This window comes from Megasphaera sp. An286 (genome assembly GCF_002163455.1).
In the GTDB taxonomy this organism is placed as follows: domain Bacteria; phylum Bacillota; class Negativicutes; order Veillonellales; family Megasphaeraceae; genus Megasphaera; species Megasphaera stantonii.
Genome location: NZ_NFIY01000003.1, coordinates 119,074 through 136,792, shown reverse-complemented (window position 1 = coordinate 136,792; position 17,719 = coordinate 119,074). Strand labels below are relative to the sequence as shown.

2 protein-coding genes are annotated in these 17,719 nt (G+C 51.2%); both read right to left on the bottom strand.

Translation table 11 applies throughout. The features are described from left to right. Positions 1–190: 190 nt before the first annotated feature. Positions 191–622 carry a YbjN domain-containing protein gene (locus B5F80_RS02815; RefSeq protein ID WP_087477302.1) on the bottom strand — a complete coding sequence of 144 codons (432 nt, stop codon included), beginning with the start codon at positions 620–622 and terminating at the stop codon, positions 191–193. 87 nt (positions 623–709) lie between these two features. Continuing rightward, positions 710–17,701 (bottom strand): hypothetical protein, encoded by a 16,992-nt coding sequence (locus B5F80_RS02810; RefSeq protein WP_087477301.1) that lies wholly within the window; start codon positions 17,699–17,701, stop codon positions 710–712. Positions 17,702–17,719: the final 18 nt, after the last annotated feature.

Below are 17,719 nucleotides of genomic sequence, written 5' to 3'. Positions count from 1 at the left end.
TCAGCGTGTAGACTGAAAAGTATGCAAAACACAACGAGCCCCTTCAAGAGTGCCATCTTGAAGGGGCTCTTGCGTTGTTTACGGCCAACGCCACGCCGAGGCTAGTTGCTTAATATCATAACAGCAAAACGGGCTTGCCCGCGCGATTGCGCGAAGCAGGCCCGTTTTTTATGCACTGCACTATTCGCTTTTACTGCCAAACGGCCTTCATCGTGTCTTTGTATGATTCGTTCAAGTGGTTGATGATGACGTTGAACATGGTGTAAATCATGTCTCCGTCGGCTTCTCCGTCCTTGAACAATACGCACGTGTCCATGACGAGGTTGCCTTCATCGTCAGCGTAGTATTTAAAGGACTTGTACTTCTTATTGTAGCCGTTCATGAGCTCCAGCACGGCTTCCTTATTGTCATCGCGCAGGGCTTTCGGCGCGACGAGAAGGCGGATCATGCAGTAAATGCTGCTGTCCAGGATGACCAGCGTCGGAAGCTGGTTACCGCCGACGTCGATGTGGGAGCGGAAGACGACGGTGTTCAGCGCATCGTCCTGGATTTCGTCGACCGTAAAGGCCGCGATTTGTTTTTCTTTTAAATAGTCTTGAAATAATTCTGCTTTTTTGTTCACGGGAATCCCATCCTTTCTCTTACAGCAGCTGGGAGCCCTATCATGCAGGGCCCCTGCTGCCATGTAGTTCATACAAACTGCCTTTCCTTATTCGACGATGACCTCGTCTTCTTCAGCGTTTTCTACGCTGTGACCGCTGCCGCTCGTCAGGCCGTACCGTTCGTGGTACGACAGGTCAGGCGCATAATACTTGTCATAGAAGTTATAGAAATCTTCGTCAGTAAACAGATTCATCCAATCGACCTGGCTGTACCGCTGATTGTATGCGTAATTGTGGTCAGCCAGATGGAGCAGGTTGCCGTTGCTGATCTGGACGGTTCCTTCCGGCGAGAAGAAGATATGCATCCACTTGTCGTTCAGCTCGTCGCTGTTCCACGCCGCGAGGTCGTCCTTCGGGCTGTTGATGCTCGTGTTGACCCAGTACGAGCTCGATACGCTGTCATCGTAGACCGGAGCCGAGCCGAAGACGTTCGTCGTCATGTCGTCGGTGCTGAAGGTGGCCTTATCCTGTACGTAAACCTTGTCCAGATGCAGCGCTCCCTCACTGACGTGGATATTGCCGGTATTCAGCCACAGATGGTCGAAACGCACGCCGCCGTTGGTCAGGATGTCGCCGATCACGAGGTTGTCAATCGGCTGGTCGTCCGCCGTGCCTTCCGGCGTAATGACCAGGAAGCCGTCGCCGTCTTCACGCTGGGTAATGCTGTCCAGATCCATGTTGGAGCCGGAAATAGCAATCTGCTGGGCCGCTTCGATGTTTTCCACATCCATTTCCTTGCCTTCGGACTTCACGAAAATAGCTACGAGGTTGCCGCTGACGTCGACGAGGTGAAGATTGCCGTCAGCTACGGAAACGCCGGCGTCCTTCTTCGCATACAGCTCATACAAGTCAACGTCGCCGACGCCGTCGTGTTTAACCGTCACATTGCCTTCCTCGGCACGAATATTCGCCCAGTCTCCATCAGCACCTTTGCCATTCGTGTCTTTAATATCGCCTTTGCCGCCTTCGTTGATAGAAACGGTCACGTCGCCGCCATTCGACGTTACATAGATGTCTTCATGGACGCCGTCCTGCGTACCTTCAAAGAGGATATTGCCGGAATTTACATTCAAATCAATGTTTTGCTCAGACTTCAGGTCATCGCGAAGCGTCATATCACCTTCAGTCAGTACCTTGAAAATGATGTCCTCGCCGGCAGTTACTGCGCTGTTGGCCGTGATATTTCCGACGTTCGTCGTGAACAGCACGTCCTTATCGGCATTAAATACAGCATCGCTTTCCGTCGTGATGTTACCCTCACCGGAAACGTTCGCCACGATGTTGCCGCCGCCTTCGCCATTCGAATTAGCCGTGACCGCGCCGTTGAAGGTAATGGAGCCGTCGCCGGTAACTTCGGCCTTCACGTCGCCGTCACTAGCCGTCGTCGTTCCTTCAAAGACGATATCGCCGTTCGCAACCGTCGCTACGACTTCTTCTCCCGAAGCGATGTTGCCGTTGACAGTAATGTTGCCTCTGTCATCAGCCGTAATCCCAGCCTGCAGCTCCGTATTGAAAGCCGACTGAATACTGCCGTTGACGAGCACCGTGCCGCTTTGCGTCTGGGCCAAGACCTTGCCAGTTTCAGCCGTTACCTTGCTTTCCAAAGTGTCTCCCAGAGTGATGCTGCCACTGCCTGTCTTTGCTGAGAAATTATTGCCAGCCGTCGCGCTGCCGGTTACGGTAATCGCACCGTTGCCGCTTCCCAAATCGATGTCCGTTCCCGCATCTACGTCGCCCTTGACTTCAATGTCGCCGGCAGTAGTATGGGCGTTCACAGATCCCGCCGTTGCGGTAACGTCGCCGCCAAGAGTAATCTTGCCGTCTACCGTATCCGCCTTGAATTGATTGCCAGCTGTTGCGATGCCGTTCACCGTAATGGCGCCGCTGCCGCTTTCCAGCAGGATGTCGGTCTTAGCAACAGCGCTGCCGTCGAAGGTCACATCACCGCTGCCGGTCGCAGCTGTGACGTCGCCGCGCATGGCCGTGACGTCGCCGTCGAAAGAAATCGCGCCGCTGTTCGTCGTCGCTTTGACTTCGCCATTATGGGCCGTTACCGTGCCGGTAATGTTGATGGCTCCGCTTTCTGTCGTCGCCGAGAAGTTGTCTCCGGCATTCATCGTACCTTTGACGTCGATAGCGCTTTGTTTACCGCTGAAACTAATGTCCGCATTCACATCGCTACCGTTGGCTTTCTGCGTCGTCGCCGAGCCGGTCACAGTGAGCTTACCGTCAGCACTTCCGTTATGCTGAATGACAATGCTGCCGTCGTTGACAGTAATACCAGCAGCGGTATCACCATTCTTATCTCCAAACTGCACTCCGAAGCTGTCGGCGGCGCTGTGAATTTCCACATTGCCTGTCAGGCTGTCGTCCGTTAAGCCCTTGACCGTAACGGAGTTGATATTATTTTTTTCACTCAGCAAGAGCTGGCTGCCCGTGCTGGACAGGTTGACGTGATTAGCAATGAGGCCTTTCGAAGCTTCCGACTGGGTGATGTCGCCGTTCGTAGCAATGACATTGAAGTCATTCGTCCCTACATTGACTGTACCGTCGGCCAAATCGACGTTGACTGCCGAAATAGACGCGTCGTCCTGTGTCGTCTTGATGCTGCCTGTCAGCGCTTCATTTTCATCCGTATTCGGATCGTCGGTGCGTCCGAGGCTGACGTTGCTGACGCTGGTCAGGTCGAAGCTGCCGCCATTGATGTTGCCGATGACGAGATTGCCTGTAGAGCCATCGCCGCTTTCGCCGGAAATCCAGATGCCGCCGGTTGCATCAGCATTGACTACGGCGCCATTATCCAGAATGCGGATAGCCGTATCGGATGTGCCGATAGTCCCACCGGCTTCAAGATTAATTACATTGGCGTTGAGGCGTCCCTGGGCGGTGCTCCCTTCTGCATTCTGCATCAGGATATTACCAGCCGCTTTGAGATTGAGGTCTTTGTTAGTTGCAGCTGTGAGGATCTTCAAATCGCTGTCATTGACGCTTTCAAAGGAAATCGTGCCATCTGCATTGGCGTCGATCGAGCCTGTAAGGTCTGTATAAATATAGCCGCCTTCATTGCTGCTGCTCGTAATATTGCCCGCACCGCCGACAATGGTGAGATCCTGGCCTTTGAGTAAATCTACGTCGACGCCTGCGTCGCCTTGGAGGCGAATGTCGCCAGTCGTTTTGATGTCGTTGATGTCGAGCATCGTACCTTCTACACCGGCCAAGTATACGTTGTCTCTGCCGGTTACGTTGACTTGCCCTTTATCTTTGACCTGTACAGTAATGGCCTGTTGCTGACGAACTGTAACGCCGTCGTCGCTCCAGGTCAGGTCGCCGGCTTTGGCGGCCGCCAAGATTTTCAGGTTTTCTACGTCATTCAGGGCATCATTGCTGATAAACTGGGCTTCGCCGTCGATGCCGATGCCGCCGTTCGCCGCGTTGAGCGTAATGTTGTTGGCCGTGACGTTAGGCATATCTACCGTCTGCACTTCGCCAGGTTTTGTGTTGAGAACACTGTCCTGGATCGCGTAGAGGAGCTCATTCTTGCTCCAGCCATAGTTTTCGCTGTTCGAGACCTCCGCATAACTCGTAATGAGATCCTGCTCTCCGTCACTGAACTCTTTATTTTCGAAGTGCTTCGTCTTGGCATTCTTATAATCCTTCTGATACTGCTCATATGCGGCATTAATCTTCTCTTTGTCTCCGCCTGCCTCTGCAACCGCTTTGAGATAGGTCTCTTTCGCATGATTCACACCTTCGTCATTATAGAAGGCATCCGCCGCAGCCCAGTAGCTTTCGACTTTTGCTTCATCGCCGCCGGCAAGCGAGTTTGCCTGAGCCGTCAACGCATCTACTCTTTCCTTTTTGGATGCTTTGGCTGCTTCTGTATTGTCACCAGCTTCGTCTTTCGCATTGATGAGTCCGCTTTCGAGCCAGCGGTCGATCTTATCCTGGGCGCTGCTGGACGAACTATTTTCCGACGGATGAGCGTCGACAAAGCTGCCCTTCGTGACAGTCAGCACGGCGTCGCCGTTCGTGCTTTCGATCGTTCCGAGGCGCATGTTGCCGGACGTCTGCGTGAGAACGATGTCACCTGCGGCAGATGCGTTCACGCTCGACGCCATTGTATCGGAGCTATAGAGCTCGCTGCCGCCAAGGACAGTGAATGCCTTATCTTTCGTGCCGATAGAACCACCGGTACTCACGAGATCGATACGCTGTCCTTTTACGGCATAATTTCCAGACGTATGGCCGTCGAGGATGCTGCCCGCTGCTTCCAAGTATACATTCCCCGTTTCAGCAGTAATTGGATTCGCACCGCCAGTCACAGCTTGCTCGACAGTAATATCACCATGATAACTTTCAAAACGGATATCTCCGCTATCTGTCGACAAAGCGACATGCGCTGCATCGCCAATAGCTGAATGCGTCACGTCGATTCCTGTCGCCGCATCCAATCTTACGTCATCCGACAGGATGTTGGCATTGCTTCCGGCAATAATGCTACCAGTTCCACTGGAAATACTTACGTATCCCTTTCCTTCACCATTAACCTCGGCATTGCTGATATTCCCTGCCAGCTCAATATTTTGATTACCTCTGATATCGATTTTTCCTTCATTGGCTTTTCCGCCAACAAATCCGATCGTAATAGGCTTATCTGCCTTGATACTAGACGTAGTAGTCGTGCTAGTGGTGTTTTCCGTAATCCACTGATACACAATACTTCCATAACCAAACATTTTTCCGACCCAATCCGGATCTTTCTTACTATCGTCTTCATGCATACCCCACTCTTTATGATCGGTAGGTTTCCCGACTGGCACTTCCTCACCGCGTTGTGCCGAGCCGGTAATATACCAATCCTTTGAGTTGTCACCGCCTGTAGTTCCTTTCCCAATATAGACGCCGTTTGCTAATTCGTCTCCATTTGTCGTACTGGTTTCAACATCAGCTTTACCCTCTTGGGCAATCTTATCCAGCTCTTCACTTGACGTACTGTAGTCGATCCAGCCCCAGGCAATGAAATAGTCCTTATAAGAATAGTGATTTTCTTCTCCTGCTTTATAACCTCCCGTATATTCATAACGAAGGCCGGATTCCGGCTGATACGTATATTCCACGTTGCTGTTAGAATCATTGTCGACATTGATGAACTCCGGCCGGTCTATGATTGATGTACCATACTCATACTCGCGCCAGCTGCCGTTCTTATACTCCGTTACCAAGCCATCCACTGCATTTCCTTTGCTGTCCGTCGTCTTGTTCATGTCGGTGATGCTGATAAGTCCTTCGATATTTTTATTTGCGATTTCATTCATCACAATACCTTGTACCGCATCTCCCTTGACAACTGTAGTATCAATTTGGATATCTGCTGCACCATCCATTGCCATCAGACGACCGTTGCTGCCCGTACTGGACACTGCTCCATTGATATAGATCTGGCCTCCATCTGGGCTCACTTTATCTACCAGTAGTTTTTGAGTAGCCGGGTTATAATAGATCCCTACCTCATAATCCCAAACTTTGGTCTCATCATTCCAGCGTTTTCCGCCAGCGTTGACAAGATATTTTTCCTGCCCGATAACATCGCTATCCAAAAGCGGCGTGTGATTCCAATTTTGCGTAATCTCCTTAATCCGATCATTGGCTTCTTCTGTAAGTGTTGACGAATAATTGCCATACCCAGCTTGTACAAGGCCATTAATATTCACATTTAATGCATTAATGTAAACATTGTTCCCAGCAAGAATGCCTGCGGATTCGTCGATGACTTCATTTTTTGTTGCCGTTTCGGAATTGATGCCCAAATCATCAGGATCAACACCAACCTTGGATACTAACCATTTCAAATATTCATCATATGAATTAAAATTCAGTTTATCATTCTCCGGATCATCGTCTAAGAGTATCTTATTTAGATATTCTTGAACCTGCGTAGCAACCTTATCACTAAACTGATATTGGCTGATCGGATCGCCGGCTACATTGAAAATCCCTGTCTTACTTGTCTGAGACACGCTTCCCGATTCAGCCGTAAGGAACACGTTTTTCGCGCTGACATTTCCATTTTCACCAATAAGAATATTATGGTTTATGTTAGTGACACAGATCTTGCCTTCCGTATTGGAAAGATTTCCTACGACACTGATATCTGGCTGTGCCAGAGGATTGTTTGAGAACGAAGAAGCAGAGGTAGAAGTAATATTAATGGTCGGCAATTCATCGGTCGGAGAAATGCTTGTCCACGCTCCCTGGTAATTACCTTTATTGGTATCGGTCAGATCCTGGCCATTGAAGCTAATTTCGCCGCCTTTTCCAACAATAGCCAAATCATGAATTTCCAGATAAAGATCGCTGCTATTATTAATCGTGATTTCCGGCGAGCCTTTGGCCGTCAGCACAGCATTATTCGTACTGGTAAGACTATCGCTTTCCATATTGATATTGCCGCCGGATACGAGAATGTCCGGCAACGCAATCCCCTGAACCGTAACGTTGGATGCAGGCGTATTTGTCTTATACCAGCCTTTTCCTTCTTCGTATTTCATATCGACGAAGTTCAGCTCTTTCATCTGCTCGATTAACTTGTCCATTTCAGCCGATAGATTTTTATATTCTTTCGAGCCAGGCTTATAGTCATTCAGTGCATTTTGAAGAGCCGTATATTGAGCTAACAACGTATTTTCAAGCTCCAACGTCTTTACATCCAACAGATCTTTAGGGTCTTTTCCTTCTGGATTGAACCATTCTGCTCCTTCTGTAATATCTACCTTAATCTGATCGTAATTCACCCCATTCTCTTCGGTCGTCTCAGTAGATCCACTGATATTAATTTCTAATTTATCGTGAATACCTGCAGTATACTGACCACTTACATTGATCTTGTTATCATGTTTTTCATCAGATTCTTCGTTAATTGTGCCATCAGCCGTTGATGCAATGGAACCGTTTCCGTTTGTACCAGTATAATTATTGTATTCTTTGGCAGACTTGACCAAGACCGTATTCCCTTTGTTCGCTTTCGCATTAATATTGCGAACACTGTTTACCTCCCCGCCAGCTTCTACATGGTTCTCCTGTTTCATGCTGTTGTCAAGGGTCGGCGCAGTATACACAGGAATGATTGTTTTGTTATATGCATCAGCAATAACATTGATCTTCAGTGAAGAATTTCTTCCATCCGCATCCGCGCCAGAATATAAGTTGACGTCGTTTGCGCTTTCTATCTTCGAGCCATCTCCAATTTTCACGGTATTCTGACGAACCATGTTATTGGTAAGGCTTGCTGAGGCCGCACCAACAGCTCCGCCCTGTGTATCGGCAATGGCTTCTAAATCAACAACTGTATCATCACTGGCAGCGAGCGTGATGTCCTGATCTTTCTTGGACGTAGTAAGCGTAGAGTCCGTTACATTGACACTATTTTTATAATTAATAGCATGGTCGCTGAAAGCAAGGGCAACAGGAATAACACCCGCCGATTTCAAGTTATTATTGGCGTGAATGTCTCCCGTCGTCGAGGCAAAGGCGGTGATGCTGCCTTCGTCGCCTGCGCCGGTAAGCGTGCTGTTCTTCATATCTACGCCAGCCGTAAAGTCGAGGTCGTCCTTATAATCGGTGGCGTTGACGTTGATGCCGCCGTAGCCGGAGCCGTCAATCTCGCCGACGTAATCGACCTGGTTCTGCGCAACGTAGCTCTGCGCGCCTTCCGTTGTGATGGTAGCATTGTCAAGGGTCACGTTGGCTGCGTTGTCAATCGTATTGCGGAGCCATGTGCCGCTACCGCCGACGACGGCTGCACGGGTCGCTTCGGACAAGACATCAATATCCATGCCGTTCAGCGCCTGCGCCGTAAAGCTTCCGGAAGCATTCCAATTTCCGCCGATCGTCACATCCGTATCGGCCTTATAGGTATTGTTTGCTTTAGCTGCAAAAGAACTGATGTCAGCAATTGCGCCGCCGTCGCCGTTAACATGATTGGAGATAGAAGCATAGCTTCCGGCATCTGCTTTAAAATCACCGATTCGGCTGCCTTTGCCGCTGCCGGCAAGAGCGATATTCGTGCGCAGATCGCTGGTAGTCGTGCTGATATTCGTGCCTGTTGCAAAAGCTCCCGCTGCGCTGATGCCGCTGGTATCAACAGTCTGCGACACCGTATTATCCGCATTGAAGAGAACGTTCGCCGTGCTGTCATCAGACGCGCCTTTGAAGATGTCTGCGCCTTCCTGAGTAATCGCTACATCCGTATACGCACCCGTTTCCGTCACGTTGCCCTGCGCCGCACCGTAAGCACTAATGGACAGCGCATCCATATCGACATGCTGTTCCACACTAGACATTGTGGACATATCGACCTCAGCGGCTTCAAAGGTATTGCCGCCTTTCATTGCTACAGTTGTCGAGAGGCGGTCGTCTGCCGTACCGGCATTGACCTGTGCAATGCTGACTGAACCACCGGCAAACCAGCCGCCGGCATCAGAATTGATATTGGCCGTAAGGGCCGAGCGTGTCTCGGCGTCAATTCCGATCGTATTTCCAGCTTTCACCTTCGCATTCTCAAGAGTAATCTTGCTGCTTCCCGTATCGGTTACAGTCGCACCCATGCCGGCTCCGCCGACTAGACCACCAGCCTCGTTTACTGCTTCTGCGGTCACAGTATTAGCCTTTTCCGACTGAATGGTAACATCTTCTTTCGCATCTACCTCGGCATCAATCAGGCTAACAGAAATATCGCTGTCATTTGATGCTTCTGCTACAAGCGCACCTAATGCACCAACGCCGTTCGCCGCGGCAAACGCCTGAATCCCTGTCGTGCTCGTATCCTGAGCTACTATTGCAACACTGCTTCCGGTCAACTTAGTTCCCATAATATCAATTTGGCTCGCACCGCCAGTGCTGACCTGTCCCACAGCGGCATTACCGGCCACTACACCAGCACTGCCCTGGTATACGTCAAGATTGGCTGCGCCGGTAATATCCGTATCGACATCAATGGCGTTCGCCGTCATGCGGCCGTCCGTTATGTTGATGCCTACGTTGCGGTGTACATCAAGGATGCCGACGCTGGCGTTAAGGGCTGCACCGCCGGCCGAACCGCTGCCCAAAGTCATATCAATGTCATCATGCTCTGTCGCTTCTGCTTTGACCGTTCCGTCTGCTGTCACGTCGCTGTTCGAAATATTGACGGTAATTTGCGAATCTTTGCCACCGCCGTATGCTGCGCCGACGGAAGGAGTTACGCTCTCTTCATCAATACCGGCCGTTTTCAGAGCGTCGCCGGCACCATTTAATAACGTATCTGCATTACTGCCATATACCTCATTAGCTTCATCAATTTTATCGGAAGCATTAGAAATGACTTCGCCATCTTCATTGACGATATTTTCAACAGCTTGCCCAACCGTCGTAATGGCGATATTTGCTCCGATCGCTGCGCCGCCAGCAGCCACATTCGTAGCCGTCTGCTGGATATTGCGAGTTTCGTCGGCAGTCAATGCCACATTTTGAGCCGCTTGCAACTTGCTGTCAGAAACGTTCATTTGCACGGTACTGTCAATCGTGTTGACCGTTACGCCCGCACCGACACCGACGGCGCCGCCAGCTTGGCTGCCCATATACGCTTCAATGTTAAAGGTATTATTAGCAGTTCCGTGAATACTTCCACTCTTCGATTTAATATTTGCATTGGCAAGATCAGTAACAACTTTACTGTTAAGATTATTGATAGAGGTCGCTCCCGCTACGCCCGCCACGCCTGCTCCTGTTGCTGAGATAGAAGGCTTCACAGTTGTCGTATTCTGCGCGGATATGGAAACATCGCCGGCTGCCACAATAGACTTTTCTTCTGTACTATCATTGCTTACCAGAGCATATGTTTCCGAATTATCTTTCAGCACACCAACCGACAATCCTACGCCTGCGCCAATACCAGCTGCACCAACACCGACATTACCAGCATTTACGATGCCTTTATGGTCAGCCGTTACGTCGACAGTATTCGCCGTCACGTTGCTGTTACGCAACTCCGCCTTCGTCGTGTTGGCAAGGTCGGTTACTGTCACGACGCCGGCTACGCCGCCGCCAATACCGGCTACGCCAGCACCTACGGTAAAGGATGATACGCCCTGCATCGACTCCGCGTCGATTTCAAAGGCCTTGGCATTGACATCGCTGCCATCCACGACAGCCTCGACGTTGCGGCTCACCGTATTCGTATCGCTGCCGAGACCTACGCCAGCGCCCATGCCGGCAATACCGCCGCTTCCGACAAAGCCGGACATATTCGTATAATCGCCAGCATTGACAAATACATCGCCAGCCGATACGCCCTTGTTGATGACCGTATGGGAAATACCGGCAGTCGTAGCACCGTCTATCATATTGACGTTAACCGTAGGCGCTACGCCAGCTCCCTGACCGGCAGCTCCGATGTTAATCAAGAACGATTTCATATCGCGAGTCGAAGAAGCGTCGACAATAAATCCCTTGCGCGTTTCATCCTGTCTGCCAATAGTCGTATTCATATCGACAGTATCGCTGCTGATCAAGGTATTATTGATATCCTCTTCGGAAATATCTGTATGTGTCGTCAAGCCGTCGCCGTTGCCTTTGGCAGAAACAGTCGTATTCGTGCCTTCATCGCCGACAGTCGCGCTGGTTTCACCTTGAATTTGATTTACGCTGACAGAAATCCCAACGCCGGCCCCCTGGCCAGCCGCGGCAAGCATCCCGCTGTAATTGCTGATTTGCTCGTCGCTCGTTGCGACCACGCCTACGCTGCCGTCGGCGTCGATATTCGCACCGCTGCCGATATGGGCCGTCACGTCGTTGTCGATCATGTTGACCGATACGGAACCGGCAACGCCTGCACCTTGTCCTGCCGCCGCAATGCCTACGCCGACGTTTTCAATTCGCGGCTTGCCGTGAGCCTGAACGGCAAGGTTATTGACATTCATGACGCCGCCGTTCACGGCCGCGTTCGTCTGCTGCACAATGCGGTTGACGGCGACGCCTGCGCCGACGCTGGCCGTATCGCTGATAGTAAGTACGTCTGCGCTGGTCAGAATATGGCTGTCGCTGTTCGCCGTTACATCGACGTCAGCCGCCGTATTATCCGCGTCGTCGGCATTGATATCAACATCGTTCATGGCCGCGTTGACTTGTTTATTAATGAGAGCCGTCGCCGCTTCGCCTTGTACGGCTGCAGTGCCTGCGATGCCGCCGCCGGCTGCAATCGTCGTCAGCTTAGACGCATCGTTTACAGACACACCGACATGGACGGTTTCGCCTGCCGTCGTAATAGACGCATGATTGATTTCCGCACGGGTTTTCTGCTGGGCCTTATCATTATCGCCGCTGCTGCCGCCGACGTCGCTATAAGCCACGCCTGCACCGATTGCCGCAGTGCCTGCCCCTGTAATACCGCCGGCAATCGTCATTTCTTCCGTTTCGTCAGACGCAGAAACATCCAGAGAGGTTACACCGTTGATCGTAACGTCTTTGCCGTCGTCTCCAATAACAGCTTCCGTCGAATTGGAGCCTCGGTTCACCGCAACCATAGCGTTGACAGCAACAGTGTTGGCCGCCGTCGCGCCGGCAGTAATCGCCATGATGTCGGCTTCATTTTCAGCATTCAACTTAACTTTACCCACACTGCCGTCAGTCAGGTCTACGGTACTGCCATTAAGATAGACTCCAGTCGTATTATTCATGTCGTTATAGGCCATAGACGCGCCTACTCCGACGCCGGACGCGCTGCCGCTGAGCTGTCCGGCTACATTGACAATATCAGCCTTATTTAAAGCGGTTTCCGTCAAGCTGCCCGTAGTAATCTTGCTGCCGGAAATAGTTACTTTATTGTTATTGTTCAATTCATTCCAGCTTACAGAACCGGCGCCGCCGAATTTGCCGCCGGACGCGCCGATGCCCGCCGAAACAGTAACCAAATTCGTATTTGTGTCAGCCGTGCCGGCAACAGAGCCGGCTGTAATCGTCGCGCCCGTAATATCGGCGCTCATGTCGTTGGTTACCTGACTCACGTTTACAGCTGCTGCGCCGCTGCCGCTGCTTGCGCCTGTACTTATACCGACAGCCGTCGCAACGTTGACGATGGTGCTGCCCGTATTATCTTCATTGCTGAAATCGACGCCGTTTTCCTTGTCTTCATAGCCTTTATCGGCCCATTCTGTTCCCGTATTTCCCGACGCATCAATGCCATGATCTTCTACCAAAGAAGCGAAATCGCTTGTTTCTGAATTTGTATCGCCGGCACTGACAGCGACGCTGCCATCTGCTGTAATGGTCGCTTTATCGATAAAAGCCCGGTTCGTATTGTCAATCGTGCTGTAATTGACAGCGCCGCCGAAGGCCGCAGACGTACTGCCGTTGCCTACAGCAGCTGCTCCGGCTACGCCTGCGCTGATCTGCGTCGTCGCCACCGTAGCCGTGACCTTCATGTCTCCGACATCTTCATACGTGCCGCCGATGACGCCGCTTTGGAGATTGCTGTCAATATCGCTGATAACGGCTGTACCGCCGACACCGACGCCGTTTTTACCGCCTTTCGCAACGCCTACGCTGATACCTCCTGCAATTTGAAGATCCTTATTCGTCGCTTTGTTGGTAATATTGGTCTTTCCTTCGGTCCCTTCTTCATGTTTGACCATGTTGTTTATCAGGAGGGCGTGAATATCGCTGTCCGCTTCGTTATAGGAAACGGCTGCGCCTACGGCCACATTCGTACCGCTCGTATCGCTGCTTCCCGCGACGGCAAGACCGAGCCCTGTCGCCAGCTCCGCACCGCTCTTTGTCGCCGTATTTTCAATGCTGCCGGCATTTGTAATCGTCGAATTGCTGATAACAGACGAAACATTGCGGTCCAGCTTGGAAACGCCTGCGGCGCCGCCGACGCTGACTTCCGTATTATTGCCGGAGCTGCCGCCGGCAGCGTTTGCGGGAATATTCGGGGTATTGCTGCCGCCGGAATTTTTGGCAGTAAACCAGTTAATCGCCGCCGCGCCGGCTAAAGCGCCGTCAAAGAGGGAATCGTTCGCCCCTACTGTTACAGAACCTTCTTCCTGCATCTTAATGTCGACGTTGTCAACAAAGGCCCCTGTTTCGCCGTCGAGGAGATTGATCGCTACGCTGCCGGCTCCCGCTACGTTTACAGAGTTTTTAGTAGACGTATTGCTTCCTCCGGCCGCTGCCAAGGTCGTCGTTCCGGAAGATGCTGTGCCTGTGCCCATAGCTCCGCCGGACGTAGTATTTCCCGTATTCACGGCAGTATTAGCGCTGGCGTCGCCGGCGTCGAGATGCTGGTTGACCTGACCGTTTTCGCCGATAAGGCCGTTAGCGGCGTTGTTACTTCCTGTCAAATTCGTGAGATTTGTCAATGCGCTGTTTTGCTTTTTATTTTTGCTCTTCGTATTAGCTGCCGCTTCAACGGCAAGGTTGGTAATAAGGCCGCTCGTATTGGCCTTGACATTTAATTCCGATGCCGTAATCGTACCTTTTTCGGCAGTCGTTCCGCTCGGATTAGCCGCTATTGTTATGCCGGCATTTTTTATTAAATTCTTTGCCAGCTCCGTACCTTCTTTGCGCTTATCATCGGCAGTCTTTTCTTTTGTCGATTTCTCGCCGCTTTCGGTCGAATTGCCGTTACCATTATCACCTACGACGACGATGTTGTTGACATCATAATTGACCATGCCGACGCTCGCGCCGACAGACGCGGCCGTATTTTCGTTGCCTAGCGTCGCGCCGCCGGTCACTGCCGTAATCAGGCTGTCGTTATCTGCCGTAAGGTTTACTGTCCGGCCGGTCAGATTTACGTTGTCATCTATGCTGACGACGCTGTCCGAGCCGCCGTTCATCAGATTGACCATGCCCTGCAGTTCTACGCCGATATTGCCGGAGCCGCTTCCCGCGCCGCTGCCGGACTTTCCGCCGCTAATGCCTGCGCCGTAGACAATACCCTGCTGTCCCATGACGTTTTTCGACGCGATCGTAATCGTTTTGGCCGCTCCGTTATTAAGGCCGCTGATATTGACGCCTTCGCCGACCATGACGACGCTGTTGCCAGTAATATCCTGTACAGCTACGCTGGCTCCGACGCCGACGTTAGCCGACGACGAATTTCCCGTAGTGCTGCCTGCGCCGCCTGACGGCTTCTTTTTCTTTTTAGAACCCATCAATTCCACGGCGTTGCCTGTAATGCTTATGGTTTCCGTCTGCGTATTAGACGCAATATTAGCGTCGTTCGTCATAATCGTCGTGCCGGCGCCAATGCCCGTCGCAGCAGTATTGTTTACGTTAGTCACGTTGACAGAGCCTGCAATCCCCAGTTCAAACCCGCCGGCTTTGCCGCCGGCAGCGCTGTTTTCTATGCCGTCTGTACTTTCCGTATGGACATAGTAGTTGACGTAGTTATTCGTATCTTTAAAGGTTTCCAGATTTTCTTTAACCGAGTCAAAAGCCTCTTTCGCTCCTTTGACATCATCAACAATAGCCGAGGCGTTATCGGTCACAGCATCGGCATTTTCCGCAATGGTCTGCAAGGCCGTAACGGTTTTATTAAACAGCTGTTCCACTACGGCGTCGTCTTTTCCTTCCGTTTCTACCGCTGTAACAGCTTCGCCGGTTTTCTGTACCAATTCGTCCAGTTGCTTAAAGAAGTCATTCGTATCGTCCCACGCATCTCCCAGAGCGTCTTTTAACGCGTCTACAGAATCTTTTAAGTCATCATACATCTTGCGGATATTATACCGCATTTGAGCAGACGAGTTGATATCTACGCTGCTGCCGGAAATAGCTGCGCCGTTGATTTCAACAGCGGCGTCGTTGTCGATCTTATTGTACAACACGGCTGCATCGGCTATGATATTGCCGGTATTTGCCGCCGCGCCGCTGCCGGACGAACCTTTTTTCTTTGCCGTATTAGTCTGTTTATTGGCGTGGCCGGTAACGATCATGGACGTGCCGTCGACGACCGTATTCGCATGAATATCTACCTTGCCCGGATTTTCCAGTACACCTTCAGAATTTTTTTCTCCTGCCGTAATTACCGCATTGTTGATAGATACATTTGCGGCGTTGCTTTCTTCTACGACGGCCACGCTGGCGCCTAAATCAAGCATATTGCCGAGCTTCTTGACAAATGCATTTTGCTTGCCGCCGCTGCCGTTGTCTTCCGTACCCGTCGCTTCGTCGATTTTGCCCGTAATCCCGTTCATAAAGACGTCGGTCAGCGAGTCGCCGGATAAAATCTGCGACGCCGCATCTTTCAGCTCATCTGTCACGGAAGAACCGCCCTGTTCCGGCTGTTCTTCCGCCGGGTCTTCTTCCGGCACGCCGATGCCGTTGTCCACGTTAATGACGTTGCCGTCTACCGTGTTTTCAGCGGCAATCGTGACGTTTGCCCCCGTAATGGCTGCATTATTGGTTACATCTACTGTTGCAGAACCCTTGGACTGTACAACGGCCACAGCCGTTGCCATTGCCGATGCGCCGGGCGCGCCGACTTGTGCCGATACGTCCAGGCTGTTGTTTACGTTGGCATTGACGTTGACGTCGCCTTTCCCTGTAATCGTGCCGCCGTTCATTTCAACAGCAGCCTCTGTAGTATTGCTGACGACAGCCACAGCTGCATGAACCAGGCTGGCCGATTCTTGACCGCCGGCTTTCTGTCCGCCGCTGTCTTCATCTTCGCCGGCATCAGCCGCGCTTACTTTCAGCTCAGTCGCGGCATTGGCCTTCACGTCGACGTTATTTCCGGATTCAACGGTACTGCCGCTCATCGTAACCTTCGCCGTGTTGTCTACATCAGCTACGACGACGCCGGCAGCCGGAACAAAACCGCCGTATGTTCCATCTTCATTTTGCGTAGGAGCCGCGCCGACATCAACAGACGCGGTGCTGTTCGCAGTGATGGAAACGTCGTTCGTCGCTTTGATTTCGGCGCCATTTGTTATATTGACTGTTGCCTTGCTGGACACGTCGGCATAATCGGCATTCAGCGTGCCTAAATTCAACTTATCCAGAACTTTATTTGTATCAATTTCCCCAACTTCGATATTTCCGCCGTCATCGGCAAAAGATGCTTCCGACTCGGCCGATACAGTAATATCGTGGCCGTATAATTTACCGCTGATGTCAATACTGGCGTCGGCGCTGCCTTTGCGATTGTCCGTAACGGACGATTTCGCCGACAGTACGATGTCGCCGTTACCAACGTTTGTTGCGGTTAAATCACTCTCAAAAGCCACGTTTTTATCGCCAATATTGACAGTATGCTTAAAGATATTATCAGGCAACTTAGAAACGCCGGTCATTGTCTGTATCATCCCTGACACATTAACATGTTTCCCTGCATACAACTGCACGTCGCCTAACGTATGAATCGTACCAGCAACGGTAATCGTGCCATCTTGGTTAAGAGGAATTTCCATTCGTTGCGAAGCATCCGTAATCTGAGCAAAATCAGAAGCCGACCAATTACCATCAAGTTTATTTTGTAAATCCATAATATCCTGCGTCGGCGTTAACACAGTCAACGAGCCGGCGTTAATTACGCCGCTGTTCGTTACGGCCATGCCGTTGCTGCTTAGGAAGAACAGGTTGCCGCCGATTTTATTTTCTTTAATCGCGTTGACCGTGCCAGCTACGTCGATGCGGCTGTTGACGAAGTTAACTAAGTTCTTGGCCCATGTATCTGTTCCTTGCAACGCAGTAGATTGAAAATACATGTTGGCAATATCACCGGCATCAATTTTGAAGTCCTGGAATCGGTTCACCGCCGTGTCGCCTTTCATCTGTTCGGCATAAATATTGGCAACGTTGTTATCAAACTTTATTTCCCCGCTCGCACCAGGAACACGAGTAACGGTCGACGCCGCCATAGCCGCAAAGGGATTGCCGATAAAGCTAAAAGCCGTAACGGCCGTCAGGACTTTTCTTGCCAAGTCGAGGTCGTGTTTCTGCTGTTCTATTGTTTTCGTCTGGTTACGCTCTTGCTTACGCGTAAATTGTCGTATGTATCTCATCGCAGTGCCTCCTTACAT

Excerpts from the sequence above, each read along its gene's own strand:
- B5F80_RS02810 (WP_087477301.1), bottom strand. The coding sequence starts at position 17,701 with ATGAGATACATACGACAATTTACGCGTAAGCAAGAGCGTAACCAGACG.